We start from the raw sequence: 25,726 nt of genomic DNA, 5'->3' as shown, positions 1-25,726 counted from the left end.
CTGTCCGCCTGACGGCACTGGTCTTCTGTGCAAACCCGGATTACTGTATTCATATACAGCAATCCGGTTTTTCCACCATGAAACCAACCCCAGTCCGTGGTCGCGGTACTGCCACCAACCCCCACAACCGCTTCGCCCCCAGCCATTCGGTGGTCGAGGACGACGGCTGGCACCAGGAAGTCCCCCTCACCCAGGGCACCGAGGTGCGGATCGAAACCGCCAAGACCATCATCGCCCGCAATACCTCGCCCGACCTGCCCTTCGACCGTTCGATCAATCCTTACCGCGGTTGTGAACACGGCTGCATCTATTGCTACGCCCGGCCCAGCCACGCCTATTGGGACCTCTCCCCCGGCCTCGACTTCGAGACCAAGCTCATCGCCAAGACCAATGCCGCCGAGGTGCTCGAGCAGCAGTTGAGCAAGCCGGGCTATGTCTGCGCCCCGATCAACCTCGGCGCCAACACCGACCCCTACCAGCCCATAGAGCGCGAGCATCAGTTGACCCGTCGCCTGCTCGAGGTGCTGCTGCGCTACCGCCATCCGGTGACCATTGTCACCAAGGGCTCGCTGGTGCTACGAGACCTGGACCTCTTGAGCGAACTGGCCAGCCAGCGCCTGGCGCGGGTGATGATCAGCCTGACCACCCTCGACGACGAACTCAAACGCACCCTCGAGCCCCGCGCGGCGGCACCCAAGGCGCGCCTGCGGGCGATCCGCGTGTTGCGCGAGGCGGGTGTGCCGGTGGGGGTGCTGTGTTCGCCGATGATCCCGATGATCAACGACAGCGAACTGGAGCACCTGCTTCAGGCCGCCAAGGAAGCTGGCGCGCAGAGCGCCGCCTACATGATGCTGCGCCTGCCGCTGGAGGTGGCGCCGTTGTTCGAACAGTGGTTGCAGGACCATTATCCGCAGCGTGCGGCCCACGTGCTCAGCCTGATTCGTCAGAGCCGGGGTGGTGAGCTGTATGACAGCCGCTTTGGCGCGCGGATGCGGGGTGAAGGAGTCTTTGCCGAGCTGCTGGCGCAGCGTTTTCGCAAGGCGTCACGGCAGTTGGGGTTTGAAGGGCGGGAGGGGTTGGCTCTGGATTGCACGGCGTTCTGCCCACCTGGGGAGCAGATGGCGTTGTTTTGAGACGCTGAAGGTCTTGCAGGAGCGGGTTCACCCACGAAGAGGCCACCACCGTACAGTTTCACTACCCTGTAACCTGACTAATACCTACCAATAATTTCATTGGAGGGTATTGGCGGCTGATGCTTTTTTGCTATTATCAAAGCCTCCCCTCGAAAACCTGGAACGCCCGTTCTAGAGCCTCCGAATTCAGTTTCAGTTAAGTTTTCTCCGCTAGCGTAGGAAGTCAGTCCACAGCGACTGTGATTTATTACCTGTGCGCGTCATCTAATTCTCCGCATAGCCAGAATCTTTCCCCGGTAAAATGGAACTTACCTACAAACCGTCAAGAGGATGAATCATGCCCGTCAAGGACCCATCCAAGCCCGTTCCGGCCGCTCCCGCCGAGAGCGCCGATGCCGCCCTGAAGCACATCGTCGACGGCTTCCTGAAGTTTCACCATGACGTTTTCCCCGAGCAGCAGGAGTTGTTCAAGAAGCTCGCCACCGCGCAGAAGCCGCGCGCGATGTTCATCACCTGCGCTGACTCGCGCATCGTGCCTGAACTGATCACCCAGAGCTCGCCGGGCGATCTGTTCGTGACCCGTAACGTCGGCAACGTGGTACCGCCCTACGGGCAGATGAACGGCGGTGTTTCCAGCGCCATCGAATACGCCGTGTTGGCCTTGGGCGTTCACCACATCATCGTCTGCGGCCACTCCGACTGCGGTGCGATGCGCGCGGTGCTCAACCCGCAGTCGCTGACCAGGATGCCGACCGTTTCCGCCTGGCTGCGCCACGCCGAAGTGGCGCGTACCGTGGTCGAGAGCAACTGCTCGTGCGAAACGGAACACGAGAGCATGCAGGTGCTGACCAAGGAAAACGTCATCGCTCAGTTGCATCACCTGCGTACCCACCCTTCGGTCGCCTCGCGCCTGGCGGCCGGACAGCTCTACATTCACGGCTGGATCTACGATATCGAAACCAGCCGCATCGAAGCCTACGACGCCGCGAGCGACAGCTTCCTGCCCCTGGCTGCTGGCGAGCCAGTGCCGTGCGCAACTCCGAGAGGCCGCTACTAAGCGACCCCAACACCTGAAAAAACCTTGATAGCCGGCTGCGCCCACCAGGCGCGGCAGGGCTTTCTGCTGCCTTGAATTTCCCTGACCTACTTGCCGGCAATCCTGCTGGCGGCCCGCGCCTGCGCGCGATTCAGGGATCCCCGTGCCGTCGGCCAGTGGAATGGCCGTGAATCAGAAAAGGAGCGTTATGGTGAACATGACACAGATAAAAGCGGCCTTGCCGCGAGAGTTGCTGGCTTCGGTCGTGGTGTTCCTGGTGGCCCTGCCGCTGTGCATGGGCATCGCGATCGCCTCGGGCATGCCGCCCGCCAAGGGGCTGATCACCGGGATCATCGGTGGCATCGTCGTGGGCTTCCTGGCCGGCTCGCCCCTGCAGGTGAGCGGCCCGGCCGCGGGCCTGGCGGTGTTGGTGTTCGAGCTGGTGCGCCAGCATGGCGTGGCCATGCTCGGGCCGATCCTGCTGCTGGCAGGCCTGTTGCAGTTGCTGGCCGGGCGGCTGCGCCTGGGCTGCTGGTTTCGCGTCACTGCACCGGCGGTGGTGTACGGCATGCTGGCCGGTATCGGCGTGCTGATCGTGCTGTCGCAGGTGCATGTCATGTTCGACAGCGCGCCACAGCCCTCGGGGGTCGAGAACCTGCTGGGCTTTCCCGCGACCCTGGCCTCGGCATTACCGTTTGAAGCCGCCGGCAATGGCTGGCAGGCCGGCGCTTTGGGCCTGGGCACCATCGCGATGATGTGGGGCTGGGAACGCTGGCGCCCGCAGCGCCTGCGCTTCATCCCCGGTGCCTTGCTGGGCGTGGCGACGATGACCGCGATCAGCATCTGGCTGGCGCTGCCGGTCAACCGTGTGCAGGTGCCTGCAGACCTGTCGGAGGCGATCGACTGGATCCGTCCGGACGACCTGCTCAAACTGGCCGATCCAACCTTGCTGGTGGCCGCCTTCGCCCTGGCCTTCATCGCCAGCGCCGAGACGCTGCTGTCGGCTGCGGCGGTGGATCGCATGCACAACGGCCAGCGTTCGGATTTCGACCGGGAGCTGTCGGCGCAAGGTATCGGCAACATGCTGTGCGGTGTGCTGGGGGCATTGCCGATGACTGGCGTGATCGTGCGCAGTTCGGCCAACGTTCAGGCCGGTGCAAAGACTCGCGCCTCGGCGATCCTGCATGGCCTGTGGTTGCTGGCGTTCGTGGTGGTGCTGAGCAGCGTGCTGCAGCAGATTCCGGTGGCAAGCCTGGCGGGCGTGCTGGTGTACACCGGTATCAAGCTGGTCGATTTCAAGGCCTTCCGCGGCCTCGGGCGCTATGGCCGGATGCCGATGTTCACCTACGCCGCCACGGCGCTGGCGATCATCTTCACCGACCTGCTGACCGGGGTGCTGCTGGGCTTTGCCCTGACCTTGCTCAAGCTGGCGTTCAAGGCGGCGCGCCTCAAGATCAACCTGGTCGAGCTGCCGCGCCAGGGGCACATGGAGCTGCGCCTGAGCGGTGCGGCCACCTTCCTCAAGGTGCCTGCCCTGACCCAGGTGCTGGAAAGCGTGCCTGCCGGGACGCATCTGCATGTACCGCTGGCGAACCTGAGCTACATCGACCACTCGGTGCTGGAGCTGCTCGAGGACTGGGGGCGCGCGAGCCGCGCCGCCGGCTCACGTCTGTCCATCGAGCAGCGCGGGCTCAAGCGGCGCATCGAGGGCCGCTTGCGACGCAGCGCGCAGGTCTGAGGCGTCGTGTGCCCAAGTCTCAGGCCGACTTGGGCACCAGCTTGCGACAGCCTTCTTTACGGCTGGGGTACTGCTCGCATTTGCGCAGTACCTGCTTTACCTGGTCATCGGCCTTGAGTTGACGACTGGCCAGCAGCTTCTCGGTGATGAACAACTCCTCTGAGCCCAGGTTCTGTTCGGCCTTGTCGATCATCCCCAGCGCTGCCTGGGGATCGCGGTTGCGCAGGTGATGACCGATGATCAAGTCATAGACCATCGGGCTTGCCAGCGACCAGTCCTGGATGCCCTGCAGGTCGGCGAGGGCCGCGCGGCCGTTGCCCTGCGCCGAATGCACGGCGAAAGCCGCACGCCGGATGCCTGGCTGGTTACCGACAGGAGACGCCAGCGCACGGCTGACGAAGGCCTCGGCTTCGCGGGTCTTCTTCTGCTCCAGTGCGGCGGTGGCTGCGTAGGCGTCACGGTAAGCCTGCAGCGAACGCTGCACCGTCGCCGAATCGCGCACCTGCGGCCAGGTGCGACGGTTTACCCGCGCCTGGGTCTGTTGCTGGTATTCGCGGTCCAGATACTGGCGCAGCTCTTCGTCTCGCTGGATCGGCGACATGTGCGAGCGGGTCAGGTACTGGCCGGTGGCGTTCAATGCCGTGCCCAAGCCCTGGTTGAGCAGGGTCTGAAGTTCCTGGGTGGTGCGGTTGAGGTCGAGCTTTTTCAGCGAGTCGGTCATCGCCGTCTGGCGCTCTTGCAGGAAGCTTGCGAGCAAAGGCTTCTGCTTGCCCTGGAAGTCTTCCAGGCGTTGCAGGCTGACGCTCGAAGCCCGCGGCGCGTAGCCGGCGCGGATCATCAGGTCGGCGCCGAGCAGGTCAGCCTGGTCTTCCTGGGTGCGGCCCCAGGCGGTGCTCCAGACATTGTCCGAGAAGCTGTTGGCCAGCGAGGTGTAGAGCACGGTATTGCCGATGGCCTTCTGCGTACCCACCGGGTCCTTGCTGAACAGCGCGCCGGTCTGCTTGTTGCGTCCGGTATTCTTTGCCACGGTTGCGATCACCACCGTGGTGGTGATGTTGGTGAGCAACTGTTTCTGCTCCTGGAACGCTGCCCGGCGATCATGATGGCGCAGCAGCACGTGGCTCATCTCGTGGCCGAGCATGGCCGCGATTTCATCCTCGCTCTCGACGTTGTCGAGCATGCCCAGCGGCACGAACAGGTTGCCGTAGGGGTCGGCCGAGGGGCCGAAGGCGTAGCTGTCGACGATGCGTACCTGCAGGTTCGGTGCCTGCCCCGGCCAGCCTTTGGCCAGGCGGTTGACGATACCTTGCAGATAGCTCTCCAGGGCCGGGATGCGCACCAGGTTCTGCTGGCGGATCTCGTCGGCGGGAATCGCCCGGCCGTCGAAGCTCAAGCGCAGTTGCTGGGTTTTCTGTGGGTCGAGCCGATAATACGAACGCACGTCCTGATGATCGACATAACGCCCGTCCAGCCGCGACTGGGTCGAGGGGCCGACCAGGTTCTGCAAGGCGTCGTTGGCCCCATTGAGCGTGTTGCAGCCGCCAAGCATTGCCAGCGACAGGGCGGCAGCGACGCCCTTGAGCTTGCCCGCACTCATTTCTTGCACCCGGCGCCGTAGCCGATGGTCGAGTTGTTCTGGTGGTCGTCGGAATAGCCGCTTTGCAGGGTCTGGCAGGGGAACTTGACGATGTTCAACGGCGGGTTCACCCGTACCGCCATGGTGTCCATCCAGACGTTACCCTCGGGCAGGCCTACCTGGATGATGTCCAGCTCCTTGTTGTACTGCAGCACCTTGGGCGCTTTTGGCAGGCTGCTGCTGTCGACCTGGCGCAGCGATTTGCCCTGGTCGTCCAGCACTGCCACCGACTTGCGCAGCCAGGCTTCGACTACCGGCTCGGGGGTGGCCATCACACTCTGGCTGACCAGCAGCGACAGCAGCAATAGGGAGCTCTTGATCATCTCTGGGGTCCTTTGATAGAGAAATTCCGGGTGTCAGGCCCTGTTGGCGAACAGGGCCTGGATCCTTGCGCTGAACAACGTGAGCGACAACAGCAACAGGCCGAGCACGTTGGCCGGCGTGTAGTTGTAGTGCCAAAGCCCGCAACTGAGCAGGACGATGGCGGCGAGTACCAAGGCCCAGGCAGCCAGTGGCCGCAGCCTTGGGCGACGCCGTTGGATGAACAGCGCGCGGGTGAACAGCGGGGCGTCCAGGCTGCCCTTGAGCAGGGTGATGCCGCCGAGCAGTAGCAGTTCGAGGATATCCAGCACATCGACGGAGCCTGCCGGAATGCCGAGGTCGGCGAGGCTGGGCGTGGCCCGGTAGTAGTTCATGCCCCAGTTGATCAGGTTGTCCAGGGCCATGGCATGCCAGTAGACGCCGGGAATCTTGCCGTGCAGCGCAGATTGGGTGAGGTCGCCGGTGCCAGCGATCTGCGCGCCGACCAGGACCAGCTTCCCGCGCAGCAGTGATTCGAGCAGCTTGCGGTCGTCCGGGTCGGTGACCTCAAGGTCGGTAGGCGACAGCGTCAGGGTGTACGCGCAGGTCGCCCGTGCCTGTTTGCCCAGCTTCCAGAACACCGCCTGCTTCAGTTGCTCGAACAATCCCGGAATATCGCAGGTGCTGACATCGGCGACCTTTTCCTGCTCGGGCGAGCGGTACACGCCCCATTGCACGGTCATCGGAGCAAGCTCGGCAGCCCTGGCGGGGTCTGCGGGCAGGTCTGTGCATGCCTGGTGGCGGCAATAGTCGCGGTAGAGGCGCAGGGCCGGAGTTTCCAGCGTGCCCAAGGGCGTCTTCACAGCGAGCGGGTACTGGTTGCCGAAGTCGCTCCAGCTCACCAGCGCTGGTGTGCTGACCTCGGCCAGGCGCGGCAGGGTGTTGACCGCGCCTTCGCTTGCCCGCGGCAGGCCGGTATCGGCCAGGTACAGCGGGATATCCTGCTGGCGATAGCGTTCGAACACATTGGCCAGCAGCTGGCTTTCCATGCGTGGGGGCTGCCCGGGGATTTCACGCGAGTGGTCGTGGCTGTAGAGCAGGTCGACGAACACTGCCGCCGGCTCATAGGCCAGCAGGCGTTTGAACAGCTTGCTCTGCTCGTTGTACGGCAGCGGCCAGTAGGTGTCGTTGCGCAGCAGGTAGTCATCGTCGATCAAGACCACCACGACCTGTTGCTGGCCCTTGTCGGCGTAGGTAGCTGCCAACAGGCGGTTGAGCCAGCGCGACGAGGCATCGTCGGTCGAGCTGGCGATACCGAAGGGGTCGAGCAACGCGATCAGTACGACTGACAGGCCGAACAGCGCCTGGCGCAGGGAAAAAAGGGAGGGCTTCAGCATCCATGCCTCAAACAAGGGGTTGAGGCATTTTGCCACTATTGGCGATCGATCCGAAAGCGCCCGCAACCATCAAGGGGCGCATTGCGCCCCGTCAATGATCGAATCGTCGTATTACAGCGCCAGCTCCACGCTCAATTGGCGCGACAGGCACGGCCAGCGCTTCCAGGCTGCGCCGGTCTCGGGGCTGCTGAGGGTGTTGCGATAGGCTTCGACCGACTCCACGGCAAAGCTTTCGTCATCGAGCATTTCTTCGACCGAGTGATGCACCACTTCATCCAGCTGGTTGGCGAAGTCCTCGCCGATCAACTGGTGGGCGATGAGGTTGGCCACGGTGGTGTCCACCGGAATCAGCGGCTGCTGGAAGTGGCGGATATACAGGTCGTTGACCTCCTCGACCAGACGATGGGCCAGATAGGCTTCATCGAGCAGGCAATCCAGGCCGACCTGTCCCTGCATCACCTCCGGGGGCTGCAGGAAATAGGCTTCGGCGATTTTCAGCACCGGCTTGATCTGCGACTCGATGCCGGCCTCGCGGGCGACGGCGTTGGCCGCTTCGAGCAATTCCGGAACCTGGTCGATGTAGGCGCGGACGAAGCGCGTCAAGGTACCCTGGGCGTCCTGCGGGGGCAGTTGGATCGAAGGATGCAGGTGAGGCAGTTGTTGTTCGAGGCGTTGCTTCAGTTGGCCTGTGCGGCTCTCATGTTGATGGGCGTGTTCGATCTGCTCGCGTACAGCTGCGATGTTCATGACAACTCCAGGGACAAGGCGTTACAAACGGAAGACACTAAGTTAGCTCGGCTGCGTAGATTGCTAAGACGCATTTGTTATAACAACAAGGCACTTGTTCCGCTGGGTTATATCAATGTGCCACTATTGTGCCCCGAACGCTCTGGAATAATCCTTTCAGCAATTTCAGCCAGTGCGTGAAGTTGTTTTCACATCACGCGTTGCGTGCCATTGGCCGCTGTCTATACTCCGCTTGAACGTGATTCGTTGATGAGGCCCGACTGCCGTTTGCAGGGGGCTCGGTCGTCGAAGCCAGGCAGTCTTGACCCCCGTTCCCCCCCTTATGTCGTAGAAAACGTCGTCCATGCCTCCGGGACTACAAGAACGATAAGGGGAACCCGCAATGATGCGACATCCACATGTCTGGATGGGCCTCCTGTTGTGGACGGTGTTCGGTCAGGCACACGCGGCCTGGACCGTGAACATGTCTCCGGGGGCGACGGAAGTCTCCCACGCCGTGTTCGACCTGCACATGACCATCTTCTGGATCTGCGTGGTCATCGGCGTCGTGGTGTTCGGCGCGATGTTCTGGTCGATGGTCATCCATCGCCGCTCCACCGGCCAGCAGCCTGCGCATTTCCACGAGCACACCTGGGTCGAGATCATGTGGACGGTCGTCCCGTTCCTCATCCTCGTCGCCATGGCCATCCCGGCCACCAAGACCCTGATCGACATCTACGACGCCAGCGAGTCGGACATCGATATTCAGGTCACCGGCTACCAGTGGAAATGGCACTACAAGTACCTGGGCCAGGACGTCGAATTCTTCAGCAACCTCGCCACCCCTTCCGAGCAGATCCGCAACCAGGCGCCCAAGGACGAGCATTACCTGCTCGAGGTCGATCAGCCGCTGGTGTTGCCGGTCGGGGCCAAGGTGCGTTTCCTGGTGACCGCCGCCGACGTCATCCATTCCTGGTGGGTGCCGGCCTTTGCGGTCAAGCGTGATGCCATTCCCGGTTTCGTCAACGAAGCCTGGACGCGCATCGAGAAGCCGGGCATCTACCGCGGCCAGTGCACCGAGCTGTGCGGCAAGGACCACGGCTTCATGCCCGTGGTGGTCGAGGTGAAGTCCAAGGCCGACTACGACACCTGGCTCGGCGAGCGCAAGGCCGAAGCAGCCAAGCTCAAGGAGCTGACCAGCAAGGAGTGGACGCTCGAAGAGCTGGTCGAGCGTGGCGACAAGGTCTACCACACCACCTGTGTGGCCTGTCACCAGGCCGAAGGCCAGGGCTTGCCGCCGATGTTCCCGGCGCTCAAGGGCTCGAAGATCGCCACCGGGCCCAAGGAAGCCCACCTGGGCATCGTCTTCCATGGCAAGCCCGGCACCGCCATGGCGGCGTTTGGCAAGCAACTGTCGGAGGTCGATATCGCAGCGGTGGTCACCTACGAACGCAACGCCTGGGGCAACAACAAGGGCGACATGGTCACGCCGAAGGACGTGCTGGCGCTCAAGCAGGCGGACGCGCAATGAACCGGGTTAGCCGTGGCAATCAGCGGATTGCAGGAGACAGGACATGAGTGCAGTGATCGACGACCACGGCCATGACCATGCGCATGGTCCGGCCAAGGGCCTGATGCGCTGGGTACTGACCACCAACCACAAGGACATCGGCACGATGTACCTGTGGTTCAGCTTCGCCATGTTCCTGCTTGGCGGCTCGTTCGCCATGGTGATCCGCGCCGAGCTGTTCCAGCCGGGCCTGCAGATCGTGGAGCCGGCGTTCTTCAACCAGATGACCACCATGCACGGGCTGATCATGGTGTTCGGCGCGGTGATGCCGGCGTTCGTCGGCCTGGCCAACTGGATGATTCCGCTGATGATCGGCGCTCCGGACATGGCCCTGCCACGTATGAACAACTTCAGCTTCTGGCTGCTGCCGGCGGCCTTCCTGCTGCTGGTCTCGACCCTGTTCAGCCCCGGCGGCGGGCCGAACTTCGGCTGGACCTTCTATGCGCCGCTGTCGACCACCTATGCGCCGGCCAGCGTCACCTTCTTCATCTTCGCCATCCACCTGATGGGTATCAGTTCGATCATGGGCGCGATCAACGTCATCGCCACCATCCTCAACCTGCGCGCCCCGGGCATGACGCTGATGAAGATGCCGCTGTTCGTCTGGACCTGGTTGATCACCGCCTTCCTGCTGATCGCGGTGATGCCGGTGCTGGCCGGCGTGGTCACGATGATGCTGATGGACATCCACTTCGGCACCAGCTTCTTCAGCGCGGCGGGTGGCGGCGACCCGGTGCTGTTCCAGCACGTGTTCTGGTTCTTCGGCCACCCCGAGGTGTACATCATGATCCTGCCGGCCTTCGGCGCGGTCAGCTCGATCATCCCGGCGTTCTCGCGCAAGCCGCTGTTCGGCTACACCTCGATGGTCTATGCCACCGGTGCGATCGCCTTCCTGTCGTTCATCGTCTGGGCTCACCACATGTTCGTGGTCGGCATCCCGGTGGTGGGCGAGCTGTTCTTCATGTACGCCACCATGCTGATCGCCGTGCCCACTGGGGTGAAGGTGTTCAACTGGGTCAGCACCATGTGGCAGGGCGCGATGACCTTCGAGGCGCCGATGCTGTTCGCCATCGCCTTCGTCATCCTGTTCACCATCGGCGGCTTCTCGGGCTTGATGCTGGCCATCGCCCCGGCGGACTTCCAGTACCACGACACCTATTTCGTGGTCGCCCACTTCCATTACGTGCTGGTGCCGGGCGCGATCTTCGGCATCTTTGCCTCGGCCTACTACTGGCTGCCGAAATGGACCGGGCACATGTACGACGAAACCCTGGCCAAGCTGCATTTCTGGCTGTCGTTCGTGGGCATGAACCTGGCCTTCTTCCCCATGCATTTCGTCGGGCTGGCCGGGATGCCGCGACGGATTCCGGACTACAACCTGCAGTTCGCCGACTTCAACATGATCTCCTCCATCGGTGCGTTCATGTTCGGCGCCACGCAGATCTTCTTCCTGTTCATCGTCATCAAGTGCATCCGCGGCGGCGAGCCGGCTCCGGCCAAGCCCTGGGATGGCGCCGACGGGCTGGAGTGGTCGGTGCCCTCGCCTGCGCCCTACCACACCTTCCAGACCCCGCCGGAAGTGAAATAGGAGACTGACGCGATGACCGGCCTGTCGCTCAAACGCCTGGTGCTGCGCCTGTTGATGCTCACGGTGGTGATGTTCGCCTTCGGCTTTGCCCTGGTGCCGATCTACGACGTGATGTGCAAGGCCTTTGGTATCAACGGCAAGACGGGCGGGCAGTACGAGGGCAGCCAGGTCAGCGACCCCTCGCGCACGGTGCGGGTGCAGTTCATGTCGACCAACGCCAGCGACATGGTCTGGGACTTCTACTCCACCGCTGACCAGCTCGAAGTGAATCCGGGTGCGGTGAACCAGATGGTGTTCGTTGCGCACAACCCGACCGACCGGCCGATGAGTGCGCAGGCCGTTCCTAGCATCACCCCGGCCGAAGCGGCCGCGTATTTCCACAAGACCGAGTGCTTCTGTTTCACCCAGCAGGTGCTGCAGCCCGGCGAGCGCATCGAGATGCCGGTGCGCTTCATCGTCGACCGCGACCTGCCGGGCAATGTGAAGCACCTGACCCTGGCCTACACCTTGTTCGACATCACTGCGCGTCACCCGCCGGTCGCCCATGCCGCGGTACAGGACGTTCAGGACGCCCGCTGAGGCAAGGAGAACAGCAATGGCAAGTCATGAGCACTACTACGTTCCGGCGCAGAGCAAGTGGCCGATCATCGCCACTATCGGGCTGTTCATCACGGTGTTCGGCCTGGGTACCTGGTTCAACGACCTCAAGGCCGGACACCCGGAATCCCACGGGCCGCTGATCTTCTTCGTCGGTGCGCTGTTTCTGGCCTACATGTTGTTCGGCTGGTTCGGTGCGGTGGTCAAGGAGAGCCACGCCGGGCTGTACAGCGCGCAGATGGACCGCTCGTTCCGCTGGGGCATGAGCTGGTTCATCTTCTCGGAGGTGATGTTCTTCATGGCCTTCTTCGGGGCGCTGTTCTATGTGCGGGTGCTGGCCGGACCCTGGATCGGCGGCGAAGGTGCCAAGGGCGTGACGCATATGCTCTGGCCCAGCTTCGAGTTCGTCTGGCCGTTGCTGCACACGCCCGATCCGAAGCTGTTCCCGCCGCCCAAGGACATCATCAACCCCTGGCACCTGCCGCTGATCAACACCCTCCTGCTGGTCAGCTCCAGCGTCACCATCACCATCGCCCACCATGCCCTGCGCAAGGGCCATCGCGGTGCGCTGAAACTGTGGCTGGGGCTGACCATCCTGCTGGGGCTATCGTTCCTGGCTCTGCAGGCCTACGAATACTACGAGGCCTACGTGCACCTTGGCCTGACCCTGGGCTCGGGAATCTACGGTGCGACCTTCTTCATGCTCACCGGTTTTCATGGTGCGCACGTCACGCTCGGCACCTTGATCCTGATCGTGATGTTCGTGCGCGTGCTGCGCGGGCATTTCAACCCGGACAAGCATTTCGGGTTCGAGGCGGCCAGCTGGTACTGGCACTTCGTGGATGTGGTGTGGGTGGGGTTGTTCATCTTTGTGTATGTGCTTTAGCCGCAAGGTGGACCCTGTGGGTGGGGTGATTCAGAACGGCGCGTGCGAAACCAGCTGCCCACTGATGAAGCCCCAGGCCACCAGGCCGACGGTCAGGGCGGCCAGGATGACGCGCACGGTCAGGGCCTTGAGCAAGCGGGTCGAGTGGTCATCGTCCTTGACCAAGAACACCAGGCCACTGAACAGGCTGGCGATGGTGGCCAACAGCATCAGGACAATCGCGGCCTTGAGCATGGCGAAACTCCGGGGGGATGCAGTGATGTGGACAAGTATAGCGATCGACAGGGCGAGGCCGCGGTGAGGCCATTTCGCCCAGGGCTGGTCCCGACCCTGGTGGTGTTCGCGCTGCTGCCGGGGCTGATCGCGCTTGGCTGCTGGCAACTGCGCCGGGCCGAAGAAAAGCGCCAACTGCTCGACAGCTACGCCGAGCGGCGCATCGAGGCGCCGGTGGCCGTGGCGCAGCTTGTGCAACTGCCTGACCCGGCCTTCTACCGCGTGCGCCTGTTCGGTCAGTTCGACCCCGAGCACAGCCTGCTGCTGGACAACCGCCTGCGCGACGGCCAGGCCGGTGTCGAGCTGCTGCAACCCTTCCACGACCAGGCCAGTGGCCAGTGGTTGCTGGTCAATCGCGGCTGGTTGCCCTGGCCGGACCGCCGTGTGCCTGTGCGTTTCGACACCCCGGCCCAGCCCCTGGCGTTGCAGGCCACGGTCTATGTGCCGCCAGGCAGCAGCTTTCAGCTGCACCCCGACCCGCCTGGCGGCCAGTGGCCGCACCTGCTGACCGCTGTCGATCCCGCGCAGCTCTGGCAGCAGCTGGCGCGCGAAGGCTTCGCCCATGAACTGCGCCTGGAACCAGGCCCTGCCAGCTATCGGCTGGATTGGCCGGTCGTTGCCATGGGCCCGGAAAAACACCTCGGCTATGCCGTGCAGTGGTTCGCCCTGAGCACGGCGCTGGTGCTGCTGTACCTGTATTTCGGCTGGCACAACGACAACAAGGAGAAACGCCATGGCCGCCGCCACGAGTCCACTGGACGTGCCTGAAGGGCGCAAGTCCCGCACCCGCGGGCGCTTGCAACTGATCCTGATCCTGCTGGTGACCCTCGGTCCGATGATCCTCGCCACCAGCATGTACAAGCTCAAGTTCTGGGTGCCGGAGGGGCGCAGCTACCATGGCGTGATGATCGGCAACGGCCAAAGCCGCGCCGATATCGGCATCCAGGCTCAGGACGAGCGCTGGCAACTGCTGGTCAGCACGCCCGATGCCTGCACCGAGGACTGCCAGCAACTGGTCTACCTCGCCCGACAGATCCAGGTCGGCCTTGGCCGCGATGCCAGCCGCGCCAGCCATGCGCTGGCAACCGCGACGCCCTTGAGTGGCGACTACCAGGCGCTGCTCGAGCGCGAGTATCCGCAATTGCAGCGCTATCCGCTGGATGCCGACCGCTATCGCACAAAGGTCGTCGAGCCCGGCGCGCAACTGTGGATCGTCGATCCCCACGGCAACCTGGTGCTGCGCTACGACGCCAAGGTCAAGGGCAAGCATGTGCTCGACGACCTGCGCCACCTGCTCAAGCTGTCCAACATCGGCTAGGAGGCCAGCATGGCCAGACCCGGTTACCGACTCGCTGTGTTCGCCACCCTGCTGGCACTGGTCGTCGTGCTGCTCGGCGCCTACACGCGCCTGACTCACGCCGGCCTCGGCTGCCCCGACTGGCCCGGCTGCTATGGCTTCATCGGCGTGCCCAAGACCGATGCGCAACTGGCCCATGCCGAGTTGCACTTCCCCGAGCATCCAGTGGAAGAAGCCAAGGGCTGGGCGGAAATGGTGCATCGTTATTTTGCCGGCACCCTGGCGCTGGTCATCGCTTGGCTGGCGATAGGTGCGGTACGTCGTCATGGCCGCGACGGTGGGCCCTACCGGTTGCCGGTGCTGCTGCTGGCCGTGGTGCTGGCACAGGCAGCGTTCGGCATGTGGACGGTGACCCTCAAACTCTGGCCGCAGGTGGTCACGGCGCACCTACTCGGAGGCTTCACCACCCTGAGCTTGCTGTTCCTGTTATCCCTGCGTCTGTCCCGGGCCTTTGCGCCACCGCCCAAGCTGCCGTTGAGTCTGCGTCGGGTAGCTGCGCTGGCACTGCTGGTGGTGATTGGGCAGATCGCCCTGGGCGGGTGGGTGAGTGCCAACTACGCGGCAGTCGCCTGCATCGACTTGCCGACCTGCCATGGTCAATGGTGGCCTGCGGCGGATTTCAGCAACGGTTTCCATCTCACCCAGCACGTCGGCCCCAACTACCTGGGCGGGCAGCTCGACAGTGATGCGCGTACGGCCATCCATATCAGCCATCGCCTGGGTGCATTGATGGTCGTGGCAGTGCTGTTGATGCTGAGCTGGAAGCTGCACAGCAATGGCCTGTCCGGCCTGGCCCGGCTGGTGCTTGCTGCCCTGGCGCTGCAAGTGGGGTTGGGGATCAGCAACGTGCTGCTGCACCTGCCGCTGGGGGTGGCTGTGGCGCACAACGCCGGGGGCGCCCTGCTGCTGCTGACCATGGTGCTGGTGAACTACCGCATTCGGGTGGTCGACAAGGTGCGTGTCGGCCTGGGCTGGCGCCTGCGGCCGGTCACGCCTGGCGGCGTTTCCCATCATCTGAGGAACGACACGTGGCGACGGTTCTGAGCCAAGGGCGGCAGCGCGCTGGCTGGCGCGACTACCTGGAGCTGACCAAGCCCAAGGTGGTGGTGCTGATGCTGATCACCTCGCTGGTAGGCATGTTCCTCGCCACCCGCGCGGGTGTGCCGTGGACGGTGCTGCTGTTCGGCAATCTGGGCATCGCCCTGTGCGCCGGCGGCGCGGCGGTAGTCAACCATGTACTAGACCGGCGCATCGATGCCTTGATGGCCCGCACCTGCAAGCGGCCGGTGGCCAAGGGACGGGTTGCGCCCCTGCCGGCGCTGGCGTTCGCTCTGGCCTTGGCAATCGCCGGGATGGCGTTGCTGCTGGCCTTCACCAATCCGCTCACAGCCTGGCTCACGCTCGCCTCCCTGTTGGGCTATGCGGTCGTCTACACCGGCTTTCTCAAGCGCGCCACGCCGCAGAACATCGTGATCGGCGGCCTGGCGGGCGCCGCCCCGCCGTTGCTGGGTTGGGTCGCGGTCAGCGGCCACCTGAGCGCGGAGCCGCTGTTGCTGGTGCTGATCATCTTTACCTGGACGCCACCGCACTTCTGGGCCCTGGCCATCCACCGCAAGGAGGAATACGCCAAGGCCGAGATACCCATGCTGCCGGTGACCCACGGCGAGCACTACACCAAGCTGCACATCCTGCTCTACAGCCTGGTGCTGCTGGCGGTGAGCCTGCTGCCCTACGCCATCCACATGAGCGGCCCGCTCTACCTGGCCTGCGCCCTGTTGCTGGGGCTGCGCTTTGTCCAGTGGTCCTGGGTGTTGTACCGTGGCACCCGGCCGCACGCGGCGATCGGCACCTTCAAGTACTCTATCGCGTACCTGTTCCTGCTGTTCATCGCCCTGCTCGTTGACCACTACCTGTTGCTGAACCTATGACCCGAACCCAGAAAACCGTCTTCATCCTCGTTGCCCTGGTCGCGCTGATCATGGGCTTGACCGTCAACAAGGTGCTCAATGGCCGTAGCGAGGCCAATCCGGCCGAACTGATCGATGCCGGCATCATCCTCCTGCCGCAGAGCCGCAGCGTGCCGGATGTCACCATGAACGACCAGAACGGCCAGCCAGTGGCGCTGGATCAGTTGAAGGGCAAGTGGTCGTTGCTGTTCTTCGGCTACACCTACTGCCCGGACATCTGCCCAACCACGTTGGCGCAGTTGCGCCAGGTGAAGAGCGAGTTGCCCAAGGAGGCGATCGACCGTTTGCAGGTGGTACTGGTAAGCGTCGACCCGAACCGCGACACGGCGCAGCAGCTCAAGCAGTACCTGGGCTATTTCGACAAGGATTTCGTGGGGCTGGCAGGTTCCATCGAGGATACCCAGAAGCTGGCCAATGCCCTGAGCATTCCGTTCATCCCGGCGGACACCAGCAAGCCAGGGTACACCGTCGATCACAGTGGCAACCTGGCGGTGGTCGGGCCGGACGGGCGTCAGCGCGGGTTCATTCGTGCGCCGTTCAACAACCAGAAGCTGGTGGCGCAGTTGCCGGGGCTGGTCAAGCGGGATTGATGAACCCCCAAAAGCTTCGCGGGCAAGTCGGCGCTGCGACTTGCCCGCGAAAAATCCAGCGCGATCGTTCGGCTTAGAACGCCGGCACCACAGCGCCCTTGTACTTCTCGTTGATGAACTGCTTCACCTCAGGCGAGTGCAGCGCCTGCACCAGCTTCTTCACCGCGTCCGCGTCCTTGTTGTCCTCACGGGTCACCAGGATGTTCACGTACGGCGAGTCGCTGCCTTCGATGGCCAGGGCGTCCTTCTCTGGATTGAGCTTGGCTTCCAGGGCGTAGTTGGTGTTGATCAGCGCTGCATCGACCTGGGTCAGCACGCGCGGGATGGTGGCCGCTTCCAGTTCGCGGAATTTCACACCCTTCGGATTTTCAGCCACATCCTTCACGGTGGACAGGATGTTGGTGTTGTCCTTGAGCTTGATCACGCCAGCCTTGTCCAGCAGCAGCAGAGCGCGGCCGCCGTTGGTGGCGTCATTGGGGATGACCACGGTGGCGCCGGATGGCAGTTCGTCGAGCTTCTTGATCTTGGCCGAGTAGACGCCCAGCGGCTCGATGTGCACGCCGGCAACGCTGACCAGCTTGGTGCCCTTGGCCTTGTTGAATTCATCCAGGTACGGCTGGTGCTGGAAGAAGTTGGCGTCCAGGCGTTTTTCCGCGACCTGCACGTTCGGTTGAATGTAGTCGGTGAACTCCTTGACCTTCAGCTCCACGCCTTCCTTCGCCAGCTGTGGCTTGACGAAGTTGAGGATCTCGGCGTGCGGCACCGGGGTGGCGGCGACGGTCAGGGTTTCGGCGGCATTGGCCGAGAAGGCCGCGACGGCGGCGACGACAGCGAACAGCTTTTTCATCGATCACTCCTTGTGAGGGCCGCGACGGCCCCCGAACGGGACGGCCGGGCCGACCCTGTTAGGCTTACTTACGGGAAAAATGTACGACCAGCTTGTCGCCGACGCTCTGCAGAATCTGCACCAGTACCAACAGCAATACCACCGTGACGATCATCACGTCGGTCTGGAAACGCTGGTAGCCGAAGCGGATGGCCAGGTCGCCGAGGCCGCCCGCGCCGACCACACCGGCCATCGCGGTGTAGGACACCAGGGTGATGGCGGTGACGGTGATGGCCGCGAAAATGCCCGGACGGGCCTCCGGCAGCAAGGCATTGGTGATGATCTGGCGGGTGGTGGCGCCCATCGACTGGGTGGCTTCGATGATGCCGCGGTCCACCTCGCGCAGTGCGGTCTCGACCAGGCGTGCGAAGAACGGTGTGGCGCCGACCACCAGTGGCGGGATGGCGCCGGCCACACCCAGCGAGGTGCCGGTGATCAGTACCGTGAACGGGATCATCACGATCAGCAGGATGATGAACGGCAGCGAACGCAGGATGTTGACGATCAGCGATAGCAGCGCGTAGACGCCCTTCTGCTCGAACATTTGCCGTGGGCCGCAAAGGAACAGCAGCACGCCCAGTGGCAGGCCGAGCAGCACCGTGAACAGCAGCGAGCCGAACAGCATGATCAGGGTGTCGCCGGTGGCGAGGGAAATCTCGGCCCAGTCGACGTTGGCGAAGAAATTCAAGGCGTCCATCAGCGCAGGACCTCCATGTGTACGTCAGCCGCCTTGAAGCGGTCGAACGCTGCGTCGATGTTGCCGCCGGTGACGGCGAGAGTCAGTTGGCCGTAGGGGACATCCTTGATGCGGTCGATACGGCCGGCCAGGATGCTGTAGTCCACCCCGGTCTCTCGGGCCACGGTACCCAGCAGCGGCGCGTAGGTAGCGTCGCCCTGGAACGTCAGGCGCACGATGCGGCCCGGCACGTGGGCGAAGTCGTCGCGCTGCTCGCCTTCGTCGACCTGCTCGTCTTCCTGGACGAAGCGCTTGGTGGTCGGGTGTTGCGGGTGCAGGAACACGTCCGCCACCGGCCCCTGCTCGACGATCACCCCGGCGTCCATCACCGCCACGCGGTCGCAGACTCGGCGGATCACATCCATCTCGTGGGTGATCAGCACGATGGTGAGCTTCAGCTCGCGGTTGATCTCGGCCAACAGTTGCAGCACCGAGGCGGTGGTCTGCGGGTCGAGAGCGCTGGTGGCTTCGTCACACAGCAGGATCTTCGGGTTGGTCGACAGCGCCCGGGCGATGCCCACGCGTTGTTTCTGGCCGCCCGACAGTTGTGCCGGGTATTTTTTCGCGTGGTCCGACAATCCGACGCGGGCCAGCAACTGGCTCACGCGCTTGTCGATCTCTGCACGCGACAGCTCGCCGGCCAGCACCAGTGGCAGGGCGACGTTGTCTGCGACGGTTTTCGAGGCGAGCAGGTTGAAGTGCTGGAAGATCATGCCGACCTGCTGGCGGAAGCGGCGCAGCTGGTTAGCGTCGAAGGCGGTGACGTCTTCGCCGTCGACGATGATCTTGCCGCCGGACGGCGCTTCGAGGCGGTTGATCAGGCGCAGCATGGTGCTCTTGCCAGCGCCGGAGTGGCCGATCAGGCCGAACACCTGGCCATTCTCGATGGTCAGGCTGGTCGGATTCAGGGCGGGGATGTCCCTACCGGCGACGCGGTAGGTCTTGTGCACATGTTGGAACTCGATCACGTAGCGAACCTTGTGGGGCGCATGGAAATTGGGGTCAGCGGTGAGCTGGGGTGGCGCATTTTAGCCTTTTCCCATAGTTGTTCTTAGCATTTATTTCGTAATCGACCAATCGATCCGGCATAACGCGACAACCGGTAATCCCGATGGAACGCTTGGCGAAACGGTCCAGTCATTACTTGAACAAGCCCGAACGGGCAGCCTGAAGACTGATGAGGAGAGCCAAGATGTCGAGCAACAGGACGGATGCGCCCAAGCAGAGCGAACTGGCCGGTACCCAGACGCCCGACCGCGCCAACACCAATGCCAAGCTGCAAAGCCTCGAACAGGACCGTAACGACGCCACTGGCCAGGCGTTGCGTACCAACCAGGGCGTACGTATCGCCGACAATCAGAACACCCTCAAGGCGGGCGCACGCGGGCCTTCGCTGCTCGAAGACTTCATCATGCGCGAGAAGATCACCCACTTCGACCACGAGCGCATCCCGGAGCGCATCGTGCACGCCCGAGGTACCGGTGCCCATGGTTATTTCCAGAGTTATGGCGATCACAGCGCCCTGACCAAGGCCGGCTTCCTGCAGGATGCCGAGAAGATCACCCCGGTGTTCGTACGTTTCTCCACGGTGCAGGGGCCGCGTGGCTCAGGTGATACCGTGCGTGATGTACGTGGATTTGCCGTCAAGTTCTATACCGATGAAGGCAATTTCGATCTGGTTGGCAACAATATGCCGGTGTTCTTCATCCAGGATGCGATCAAGTTTCCCGATTTCGTCCACGCGGTGAAGCCTGAGCCGCACAACGAAATACCTACCGGCGGCTCGGCCCACGATACGTTCTGGGACTTCGTTTCGCTGGTGCCCGAGTCGGCGCACATGGTGATGTGGGCCATGTCCGACCGCGCCATTCCGCGTAGCCTGCGGATGATGGAAGGCTTCGGTGTGCATACCTTCCGGCTGATCAACGCCGAGGGCGTAGCCAATTTCGTCAAGTTCCACTGGAAGCCGCGCCAGGGCGTGCACTCGGTATTGTGGGACGAAGCGCAGAAGCTGGCGGGCAAGGACACCGACTACCATCGCCGCGATCTGTGGGAGGCCATCGAGACCGGTGACTATCCCGAGTGGGAACTGGGCGTGCAGATCGTGCCGGAGGAAGACGAGCACAAGTTCGACTTCGATTTGCTCGATCCGACCAAGATAATCCCCGAAGAACTGGTGCCGGTGACGCCGCTGGGCAAGATGGTGCTCAACCGCAATCCGGACAACTTCTTCGCCGAAATCGAACAGATCGCCTTTTGCCCGGGGCATATCGTGCCGGGCATCGACTTCACCAATGACCCGCTGCTGCAAGGCCGGCTGTTCTCTTACACCGACACTCAGATCAGCCGCCTGGGTGGGCCGAACTTCCACGAGATCCCGATCAACCGGCCGGTGGCGCGCAATGACAACAATCAGCGCGATGCCATGCACCGTCACACCATTCACAAGGGCCGCGCCGCCTACGAGCCCAACTCGATCGATGCTGGCTGGCCGAAAGAAACCCCTGCAGCGCCGCAGGACGGTGGCTTCGAGAGCTACCAGGAGCGCGTCGACGCGCACAAGATCCGCCAGCGCAGCGACTCGTTCGGCGATCACTTCTCGCAAGCGCGGCTGTTCTTCCACAGCATGAGCGACACCGAACAACAGCACATCATCAAGGCCTACAGCTTCGAACTGGGCAAGGTGGAGCGCGAGCATATTCGTGCGCGTGAGGTTAATGAGATTCTGGCCAATATCGACCTGAAGCTTGCAGCCGCTGTCGCGCAGAACCTCGGCCTACCGGCGCCGAAGACCGGGACGGTCAAAGGTAAGGAATCGAAACTCAAGGCGTCGCCGGCCCTGAGCCAGATGAATCATCCCGGCGATGTGGGCATCAAGGGGCGCAAGATCGCGTTGCTGGTGGCCAATGGCGTGGATGACGAAAGCGTCGACAGGTTGGTCAAGGCGCTGGAGGCCCACAGCGCACGTCCCATGCTGCTGGGGCCAACCTCGGCGCCGGTGAAGACCTCTGGCGGCAAGGCGCTGGCGGTGGATGCGTCGATGGAGGGCATGCCTTCGGTCATGTTCGACGGGATCCTGGTGCCCGCTGGCAAGGCCTCGCTGGATGCACTGGCGGGCAGTGGCGTGGCCAAGCACTTCCTGCTCGAGGGCTACAAGCACCTCAAGGCGATCGCTCTGGCCAATGATGGCAAGGCGCTCCTGGGGGCGCTGGGGCTCAAGGAGGACAAGGGGTTGCTGCTTGGGGATGACCAGAAGACCGTGGAAGCCTTTGTGAAGGCGGTCGAAGGGCACCGGGTATGGGAGCGGGAGGCGGCTGCAGAAGCGATTCCGGCTTGATGCCGTAGCATCTGTTCGCGGGTAAACCCGCTCCCACAGGTTATGTACGCATCTGTGGGGGCGGGTTTACCCGCGAAGATGTCGACGCTGTTTCAGCGCTGATGCGGCACCAGCACCACCTGTGCTGGCAATGCCCGCTGGATCTCGTGCTTCTGCTTCAGCGCAAAGTCCGCATCGATCCGCGTCACCCGCTTCTGCAGCAGGGTCTTGAGCCACGGCGCATCCTGAGTGCGTGGCACCTGGAACACCACTTCGCACTGGTAATTCACCACATCGGCGGCGATGTTATCCAGTTGCTTGCGCATGGCTGCAATGTCCGTGGTTTTCAGTGCAATCACCGTGCTCGGTGCCGCCGGGTCGATGACCCGTGCCTGTGGCTTGGATTCTGCAGCCTTCAGCGCGGCTTCAGCCTTGTCCAGCTCGGCCTGGCGAGCATGGGCGACGGCATCACCGCCGGTCAGCGCTGGTGCCTGGGGCATCAGTGCACGGGCGCGGGCCAGCGCAGTGGCGGCCGCATTGACGTCGCCTTTCTGCAGGACGATCTGGCTGCGTTGCAGGTAGGCTTCGGCGATCTGGCGCTGGTATTGCTCGATACGCGCATCGTTCGGCGACTGTGCCTGCAGGCTGGCGAGCTGGTCTTCGGCAGTGGCCAGCTCGTTGCTGGCGATGTTCTGTTGCAACTGCTGCCAGGCGTCTGGCTGCGCAGGCGCGACCGGCTGCTCGACCGGGGCACTGGAACAGGCGGCCAGGAACAGGGAAAACGCGGCAACAAGCAGATAACGGGAGGCGAACGGCTTCATTCCTGCGACTCTCTATTTGCGCAAAAAGCGAGCAAGTCTACACCCAGGTGCGCACGCTCGAAAACAAGTCTTACAGACCCTTTACGGGCGCAAAGGTTGCAGGGTGCGTCAATGCGCACCCTGAAATTTCAGCGCTTGGGCAATGCCAGGCTCAGCAAGAATAGCACTGCGGCACAGACCACGATCGATGGACCAGCAGGCGTATCCTTGAACCAGGACATCGCCAGCCCCCCGCAAACCGCTGCCACGCCCAGCAAGCTGGCGCCCAGGGCCATCTGCTCGGGCGAGCGCGCGTGACGCTGTGCCGCAGCGGCCGGGATGATCAGCAGCGAGGTGATCAGCAGCACGCCGACGATCTTCATCGCCACTGCGATCACCACCGCGATCAGCAGCATCAGCGCCATGCGCAGGGCCGCCACTGGCAGGCCCTCGACCATCGCCAGCTCCTCGTGCACGGTGATTGCCAGCAGCGGGCGCCAGAGCACCGCGAGCAAGCCCAGCACCAACACACTGCCGCCGAGAATCCATGAAAGGTCGGTGGTACTGATCGCCAGCAGATCACCGAACAGGTAGGCCATCAGGTCGATGCGCACATCGTGCATGAAGCTCAGCACCACCAGTCCAAGCGACAGGGTGCTGGGTGCGAGGATGCCGAGCAGGGTGTCGGAGGCCAGCGGCTGACGCTGTTGCAGGGTCACTAGCAGGATCGCCAGCAGCAGGCAGCCGACCGTTACCGCGAGCGTGGGACTGACGTCCAGCACGAAGCCCAGCGCCACGCCCAGCAGCGCGGCATGGGACAAGGTGTCGCCGAAATAGGCCATGCGCCGCCAGACCACGAAGGAGCCCAGTGGGCCGGCCACCAGCGCCAGGGAAAGACCGGCAAGCAAGGCGTACAGAAGAAAATCAGCCATGCTTGCAGTGCTCTCCGTGAACATGGGCGCCAGGGGCGATCACCGCGCCGTGCAGATCGTGGCTGTGATCATGATGGTGGTGGTAGACCGCAAGGCTTGGAGCATTCTGGCCGAACAGCTCGACGAAGGCCGGGTCGTTGCTGACCTGCTCCGGGTGCCCGGAGCAGCACACGTGGCGGTTCAGACAGACCACCTGGTCGGTGGCGCTCATCACCAGGTGCAGGTCGTGGGAGACCATCAGCACACCGCAGCCATGGCGGTCGCGCAGGCGGGTGATGAGGTTGTACAGCTCGGTCTGGCCAACCACGTCGACGCCCTGTACCGGTTCGTCGAGCACCAGCAGTTCAGGCTCGCGCAGCAGCGCCCGCGCCAGCAATACCCGTTGCATCTCGCCCCCGGAGACCGTCTGGATCGGGCTGTCGATGACGTGTTCGGCGCCCACCTCCTGCAATGCCGACAACGCCGCGGCGCGATCCACGCCCGGCACCAGGCGCAGGAAACGCAGTACCGAAAGCGGCAGGGTGGCGTCTACCTGGATCTTCTGCGGCATGTAGCCGATGCGCAGGCGCGGCTTGCGCCAGACCTTGCCACTGTTCGGCTTGAGCAGACCGAGCACGGCGCGCACCAGTGTGGTCTTGCCAGCACCGTTGGGGCCGATCAGGGTGACGATCTGGCGTGGTGCGACCGACAGGTCGATGCTGTCGAGCACCGCTTCGCCGCCAAAGGTGACGCCGACCTGCTCCAGGCGGATCAGCGCGTCGCTCATGCGGCGCCCCGGCAGTTACTGCAAAGGCCGACCACTTCGACGGTCTGGGTGTCGACGGCAAAGCCCACGGCCTTGGCACTGGCGACGATGGCGCCGCTGATGCTCTCCTGCTCCAGTTCGATGGCCACGTGGCATTCGCGGCAGATCAGGAACTGGCCTTGGTGCTTGTGTTCAGGGTGGCTGCAGCCGATGAAGGCGTTGAGCGAGGCGATGCGGTGCACCAGGCCGTTCTCGAGCAGGAAGTCCAGGGCGCGGTACACGGTCGGTGGTGCGGCGCGGCGGCCGTCCTGTTCGCTGAGCACGGCGAGGATGTCGTAGGCGCCCAGCGGTTTGTGGCTTTGCCACACCAGCTCCAGCACACGGCGGCGCAGCGCGGTCAGGCGCAGACCCTGGCGGACGCACAGGGCGTCGGCTTCGGCCAAGGCGCTGTGGACGCAATGGGAATGATCGTGGGGACGGTGAGCCAGCGGCGTGATTGACATGGGCGGCGACGGTTATCGATGGAGACGTTATTATGTTACCTGTTTCTGACGAGCCGAGTATCCACTGTGTCCCGATTCCTTGCTCTCTTTGTCGCTTTCATCACCTTCTCGGCCCAGGCCGACGTGCGTGTGCTGACCAGCATCAAGCCCCTGCAGCAGATCGCTGCCGCGGTTCAGGACGGTGTCGGCAGCCCCGAAGTGCTGCTGCCGCCCGGCGCCTCGCCGCACAACTACGCCTTGCGCCCGTCCGACGTACGGAAGGTGGGCGATGCCGACCTGCTGTACTGGATCGGCCCGGACATGGAGAGCTTCCTGCCGCGCGTGCTGAAAAACCGCAGCAAGCCGACCATCGCCGTGCAGACGTTGGCAGACATGAAGCTGCGTCGTTTTGGCGAGGACAGCCACTCGCATGAAGAAGACCACGACGATCACGACCATGACCACCAGCCGGGGTCGCTCGATGCGCACCTGTGGCTGTCATCGGTCAATGCCCGGGTGATTTCGGCGAAAATGGCCAACGACCTGGCGGCGGCGGATCCGGCCAATGCGGCGCGCTATCAGGCCAACCAGAAGGCCTTCGTCGAGCGTCTGGACGCGCTCGACCAGCGGATCAAGGCCCGTGTGGCGGGCATTGCCGGCAAGCCCTACTTCGTGTTCCACGAAGCGTTCGACTATTTCGAAGCCGAGTACGGGTTGCGCCATACCGGCGTGTTCAGCGTCGCCGCCGAAGTGCAGCCAGGTGCCCAGCATGTCGCGGCCATGCGCAAGCGTCTGCAGGAAGTTGGCCCGACCTGCGTGTTCAGCGAGCCGCCGATCCGCCCGCGCCTGGCCGAAACACTGGTGGCCGGGCTGCCGGTGACCTTGGCGGAGCTGGATGCACTGGGTGGGAACGATCCGGTGGATGGCAAGGGCTACGAGCGTTTGCTGGAGAAGCTGGGCAACGACCTGGTGGGTTGCCTGGAGCATCTCTAGCGGCTGACCCGGCCCTATCGCGGGGCAAGTCGCAGCGGCGAA

At 63.5% G+C, this 25,726-nt stretch carries 26 protein-coding genes; 14 read left to right on the top strand and 12 right to left on the bottom strand.

Going from position 1 to position 25,726, the window contains the following annotated elements; translation table 11 throughout:
• Nucleotides 1-77 precede the first annotated feature (77 nt).
• The 3 genes from F6X62_RS18420 (at nt 78) to F6X62_RS18410 (ending at nt 3,907) form a co-directional block, all read left to right on the top strand.
• On the top strand, nt 78-1,133 hold the full coding sequence (locus F6X62_RS18420; RefSeq protein WP_153774349.1) for a PA0069 family radical SAM protein: 1,056 nt from the start codon (nt 78-80) through the stop codon (nt 1,131-1,133).
• A 337-nt stretch (nt 1,134-1,470) separates the two neighbouring features.
• On the top strand, nt 1,471-2,190 hold the full coding sequence (locus F6X62_RS18415) for a carbonic anhydrase (protein ID WP_153774348.1): 720 nt from the start codon (nt 1,471-1,473) through the stop codon (nt 2,188-2,190).
• Between the two features lie 187 nt (nt 2,191-2,377).
• Nucleotides 2,378-3,907 (top strand): SulP family inorganic anion transporter, encoded by a 1,530-nt coding sequence (locus F6X62_RS18410; protein WP_178117567.1) that lies wholly within the window; start codon nt 2,378-2,380, stop codon nt 3,905-3,907.
• Nucleotides 3,908-3,926: 19 nt separating this feature from the next.
• Here F6X62_RS18410 and F6X62_RS18405 read toward each other — a convergent pair whose 3' ends face one another.
• From F6X62_RS18405 to F6X62_RS18390, 4 genes are all read right to left on the bottom strand, one after another.
• On the bottom strand, nt 3,927-5,504 hold the full coding sequence (locus F6X62_RS18405; RefSeq protein WP_153774347.1) for a M48 family metallopeptidase: 1,578 nt from the start codon (nt 5,502-5,504) through the stop codon (nt 3,927-3,929).
• The gene (locus tag F6X62_RS18400) at nt 5,501-5,866 is read right to left on the bottom strand and encodes a hypothetical protein (protein WP_054893377.1); all 366 of its coding nucleotides are present in this window, start codon (nt 5,864-5,866) and stop codon (nt 5,501-5,503) included. The genes F6X62_RS18405 and F6X62_RS18400 overlap by 4 nt, the downstream gene beginning before the upstream one ends.
• A gap of 33 nt (nt 5,867-5,899) precedes the next feature.
• Entirely contained in the window at nt 5,900-7,240 is a 1,341-nt protein-coding gene (locus F6X62_RS18395) for a CHASE2 domain-containing protein (RefSeq protein ID WP_153774346.1), read from the bottom strand.
• Nucleotides 7,241-7,351: 111 nt separating this feature from the next.
• Nucleotides 7,352-7,987 (bottom strand): hypothetical protein, encoded by a 636-nt coding sequence (locus F6X62_RS18390; protein ID WP_153774345.1) that lies wholly within the window; start codon nt 7,985-7,987, stop codon nt 7,352-7,354.
• 382 nt (nt 7,988-8,369) lie between these two features.
• Here F6X62_RS18390 and coxB point away from each other — a divergent pair, with 382 nt between their 5' ends.
• From coxB to F6X62_RS18370, 4 genes are read left to right on the top strand one after another with little or no spacing between them, the layout of a single operon-like run.
• Nucleotides 8,370-9,497: a cytochrome c oxidase subunit II gene (gene coxB / locus F6X62_RS18385; RefSeq protein WP_054893374.1), complete on the top strand. Its 1,128-nt coding sequence runs from the start codon at nt 8,370-8,372 to the stop codon at nt 9,495-9,497.
• 43 nt (nt 9,498-9,540) lie between these two features.
• A complete protein-coding gene (ctaD, locus tag F6X62_RS18380; RefSeq protein WP_065864686.1) occupies nt 9,541-11,124 on the top strand; it encodes a cytochrome c oxidase subunit I in 1,584 nt (527 codons plus the stop codon).
• A 12-nt stretch (nt 11,125-11,136) separates the two neighbouring features.
• Nucleotides 11,137-11,703, top strand: coding sequence for a cytochrome c oxidase assembly protein (locus F6X62_RS18375; protein ID WP_153774344.1), 567 nt, complete (start codon nt 11,137-11,139; stop codon nt 11,701-11,703).
• Between the two features lie 16 nt (nt 11,704-11,719).
• Nucleotides 11,720-12,607, top strand: coding sequence for a cytochrome c oxidase subunit 3 (locus tag F6X62_RS18370; RefSeq protein WP_054893371.1), 888 nt, complete (start codon nt 11,720-11,722; stop codon nt 12,605-12,607).
• Between the two features lie 30 nt (nt 12,608-12,637).
• On the opposite strand, the gene F6X62_RS18365 is transcribed toward F6X62_RS18370, so the two are convergent.
• The gene (locus tag F6X62_RS18365) at nt 12,638-12,841 is read right to left on the bottom strand and encodes a twin transmembrane helix small protein (protein WP_054893370.1); all 204 of its coding nucleotides are present in this window, start codon (nt 12,839-12,841) and stop codon (nt 12,638-12,640) included.
• 63 nt (nt 12,842-12,904) lie between these two features.
• Between F6X62_RS18365 and F6X62_RS18360 the strand changes: the two genes are divergently transcribed.
• Genes F6X62_RS18360 through F6X62_RS18340 form a run of 5 tightly spaced genes read left to right on the top strand, consistent with a single transcriptional unit; the run spans nt 12,905 to nt 16,794 of the window.
• On the top strand, nt 12,905-13,648 hold the full coding sequence (locus F6X62_RS18360; RefSeq protein ID WP_153774356.1) for an SURF1 family protein: 744 nt from the start codon (nt 12,905-12,907) through the stop codon (nt 13,646-13,648).
• Complete coding sequence (locus F6X62_RS18355; protein ID WP_112897051.1) at nt 13,614-14,198, top strand: hypothetical protein; 585 nt, start codon at nt 13,614-13,616, stop codon at nt 14,196-14,198. The genes F6X62_RS18360 and F6X62_RS18355 overlap by 35 nt, the downstream gene beginning before the upstream one ends.
• 9 nt (nt 14,199-14,207) lie before the next feature.
• Entirely contained in the window at nt 14,208-15,281 is a 1,074-nt protein-coding gene (locus F6X62_RS18350) for a heme A synthase (protein WP_153774343.1), read from the top strand.
• Nucleotides 15,266-16,165, top strand: coding sequence for a heme o synthase (gene cyoE / locus F6X62_RS18345; RefSeq protein WP_153774342.1), 900 nt, complete (start codon nt 15,266-15,268; stop codon nt 16,163-16,165). The genes F6X62_RS18350 and cyoE overlap by 16 nt, the downstream gene beginning before the upstream one ends.
• Nucleotides 16,162-16,794 carry an SCO family protein gene (locus F6X62_RS18340; RefSeq protein WP_054893366.1) on the top strand — a complete coding sequence of 211 codons (633 nt, stop codon included), beginning with the start codon at nt 16,162-16,164 and terminating at the stop codon, nt 16,792-16,794. The genes cyoE and F6X62_RS18340 overlap by 4 nt, the downstream gene beginning before the upstream one ends.
• A 73-nt stretch (nt 16,795-16,867) precedes the next feature.
• Here F6X62_RS18340 and F6X62_RS18335 read toward each other — a convergent pair whose 3' ends face one another.
• The 3 genes from F6X62_RS18335 to F6X62_RS18325 form a co-directional block, all read right to left on the bottom strand.
• Nucleotides 16,868-17,641, bottom strand: a complete 774-nt coding sequence (locus tag F6X62_RS18335; protein ID WP_054893365.1) for a MetQ/NlpA family ABC transporter substrate-binding protein — start codon at nt 17,639-17,641, stop codon at nt 16,868-16,870.
• A gap of 64 nt (nt 17,642-17,705) precedes the next feature.
• Nucleotides 17,706-18,377, bottom strand: coding sequence for a methionine ABC transporter permease (locus F6X62_RS18330; RefSeq protein ID WP_153774341.1), 672 nt, complete (start codon nt 18,375-18,377; stop codon nt 17,706-17,708).
• Nucleotides 18,377-19,384: a methionine ABC transporter ATP-binding protein gene (locus F6X62_RS18325; RefSeq protein ID WP_065864691.1), complete on the bottom strand. Its 1,008-nt coding sequence runs from the start codon at nt 19,382-19,384 to the stop codon at nt 18,377-18,379. Before F6X62_RS18325 ends, F6X62_RS18330 begins: the two co-directional genes overlap by 1 nt.
• A 224-nt stretch (nt 19,385-19,608) precedes the next feature.
• On the opposite strand from F6X62_RS18325, the gene katE reads away from it, so the two are divergent.
• Entirely contained in the window at nt 19,609-21,753 is a 2,145-nt protein-coding gene (gene katE, locus F6X62_RS18320; RefSeq protein WP_153774340.1) for a catalase HPII, read from the top strand.
• 92 nt (nt 21,754-21,845) lie between these two features.
• Here the strand turns inward: katE and F6X62_RS18315 are convergent, their stop codons facing one another.
• The 4 genes from F6X62_RS18315 to zur all read right to left on the bottom strand — a co-directional run bounded on the left by F6X62_RS18315 (nt 21,846) and on the right by zur (nt 24,712).
• Nucleotides 21,846-22,553, bottom strand: a complete 708-nt coding sequence (locus F6X62_RS18315) for a PA5502 family lipoprotein (RefSeq protein ID WP_153774339.1) — start codon at nt 22,551-22,553, stop codon at nt 21,846-21,848.
• 128 nt (nt 22,554-22,681) lie between these two features.
• Nucleotides 22,682-23,464, bottom strand: a complete 783-nt coding sequence (gene znuB, locus F6X62_RS18310; protein ID WP_063541998.1) for a zinc ABC transporter permease subunit ZnuB — start codon at nt 23,462-23,464, stop codon at nt 22,682-22,684.
• Complete coding sequence (gene znuC / locus F6X62_RS18305; protein WP_054893359.1) at nt 23,457-24,230, bottom strand: zinc ABC transporter ATP-binding protein ZnuC; 774 nt, start codon at nt 24,228-24,230, stop codon at nt 23,457-23,459. The genes znuB and znuC overlap by 8 nt, the downstream gene beginning before the upstream one ends.
• Complete coding sequence (zur, locus tag F6X62_RS18300) at nt 24,227-24,712, bottom strand: zinc uptake transcriptional repressor Zur (RefSeq protein WP_054893358.1); 486 nt, start codon at nt 24,710-24,712, stop codon at nt 24,227-24,229. The genes znuC and zur overlap by 4 nt, the downstream gene beginning before the upstream one ends.
• An 18-nt stretch (nt 24,713-24,730) precedes the next feature.
• Here zur and F6X62_RS18295 point away from each other — a divergent pair, with 18 nt between their 5' ends.
• Nucleotides 24,731-25,684: a zinc ABC transporter substrate-binding protein gene (locus F6X62_RS18295; RefSeq protein WP_371926321.1), complete on the top strand. Its 954-nt coding sequence runs from the start codon at nt 24,731-24,733 to the stop codon at nt 25,682-25,684.
• Nucleotides 25,685-25,726: the final 42 nt, after the last annotated feature.

The organism is Pseudomonas sp. MNR3A, assembly GCF_009650575.1.
Taxonomy (GTDB): domain Bacteria; phylum Pseudomonadota; class Gammaproteobacteria; order Pseudomonadales; family Pseudomonadaceae; genus Aquipseudomonas; species Aquipseudomonas machongensis.
This window is presented reverse-complemented; position numbering and strand designations above follow the sequence as displayed.

Excerpts from the sequence above, each read along its gene's own strand:
- zur (WP_054893358.1), bottom strand. The coding sequence starts at position 24,712 with ATGTCAATCACGCCGCTGGCTCACCGTCCCCACGATCATTCCCATTGC.
- F6X62_RS18400 (WP_054893377.1), bottom strand. The coding sequence starts at position 5,866 with ATGATCAAGAGCTCCCTATTGCTGCTGTCGCTGCTGGTCAGCCAGAGT.
- ctaD (WP_065864686.1), top strand. The coding sequence starts at position 9,541 with ATGAGTGCAGTGATCGACGACCACGGCCATGACCATGCGCATGGTCCG.
- F6X62_RS18415 (WP_153774348.1), top strand. The coding sequence starts at position 1,471 with ATGCCCGTCAAGGACCCATCCAAGCCCGTTCCGGCCGCTCCCGCCGAG.
- F6X62_RS18395 (WP_153774346.1), bottom strand. The coding sequence starts at position 7,240 with ATGCTGAAGCCCTCCCTTTTTTCCCTGCGCCAGGCGCTGTTCGGCCTG.
- coxB (WP_054893374.1), top strand. The coding sequence starts at position 8,370 with ATGATGCGACATCCACATGTCTGGATGGGCCTCCTGTTGTGGACGGTG.
- F6X62_RS18335 (WP_054893365.1), bottom strand. The coding sequence starts at position 17,641 with ATGAAAAAGCTGTTCGCTGTCGTCGCCGCCGTCGCGGCCTTCTCGGCC.
- F6X62_RS18355 (WP_112897051.1), top strand. The coding sequence starts at position 13,614 with ATGGCCGCCGCCACGAGTCCACTGGACGTGCCTGAAGGGCGCAAGTCC.
- F6X62_RS18370 (WP_054893371.1), top strand. The coding sequence starts at position 11,720 with ATGGCAAGTCATGAGCACTACTACGTTCCGGCGCAGAGCAAGTGGCCG.
- katE (WP_153774340.1), top strand. The coding sequence starts at position 19,609 with ATGTCGAGCAACAGGACGGATGCGCCCAAGCAGAGCGAACTGGCCGGT.
- F6X62_RS18390 (WP_153774345.1), bottom strand. The coding sequence starts at position 7,987 with ATGAACATCGCAGCTGTACGCGAGCAGATCGAACACGCCCATCAACAT.
- F6X62_RS18410 (WP_178117567.1), top strand. The coding sequence starts at position 2,378 with ATGGTGAACATGACACAGATAAAAGCGGCCTTGCCGCGAGAGTTGCTG.
- F6X62_RS18330 (WP_153774341.1), bottom strand. The coding sequence starts at position 18,377 with ATGGACGCCTTGAATTTCTTCGCCAACGTCGACTGGGCCGAGATTTCC.
- F6X62_RS18405 (WP_153774347.1), bottom strand. The coding sequence starts at position 5,504 with ATGAGTGCGGGCAAGCTCAAGGGCGTCGCTGCCGCCCTGTCGCTGGCA.
- F6X62_RS18295 (WP_371926321.1), top strand. The coding sequence starts at position 24,731 with ATGGAGACGTTATTATGTTACCTGTTTCTGACGAGCCGAGTATCCACT.
- F6X62_RS18375 (WP_153774344.1), top strand. The coding sequence starts at position 11,137 with ATGACCGGCCTGTCGCTCAAACGCCTGGTGCTGCGCCTGTTGATGCTC.
- F6X62_RS18365 (WP_054893370.1), bottom strand. The coding sequence starts at position 12,841 with ATGCTCAAGGCCGCGATTGTCCTGATGCTGTTGGCCACCATCGCCAGC.
- F6X62_RS18315 (WP_153774339.1), bottom strand. The coding sequence starts at position 22,553 with ATGAAGCCGTTCGCCTCCCGTTATCTGCTTGTTGCCGCGTTTTCCCTG.
- F6X62_RS18350 (WP_153774343.1), top strand. The coding sequence starts at position 14,208 with ATGGCCAGACCCGGTTACCGACTCGCTGTGTTCGCCACCCTGCTGGCA.
- znuB (WP_063541998.1), bottom strand. The coding sequence starts at position 23,464 with ATGGCTGATTTTCTTCTGTACGCCTTGCTTGCCGGTCTTTCCCTGGCG.
- F6X62_RS18340 (WP_054893366.1), top strand. The coding sequence starts at position 16,162 with ATGACCCGAACCCAGAAAACCGTCTTCATCCTCGTTGCCCTGGTCGCG.
- F6X62_RS18420 (WP_153774349.1), top strand. The coding sequence starts at position 78 with ATGAAACCAACCCCAGTCCGTGGTCGCGGTACTGCCACCAACCCCCAC.
- znuC (WP_054893359.1), bottom strand. The coding sequence starts at position 24,230 with ATGAGCGACGCGCTGATCCGCCTGGAGCAGGTCGGCGTCACCTTTGGC.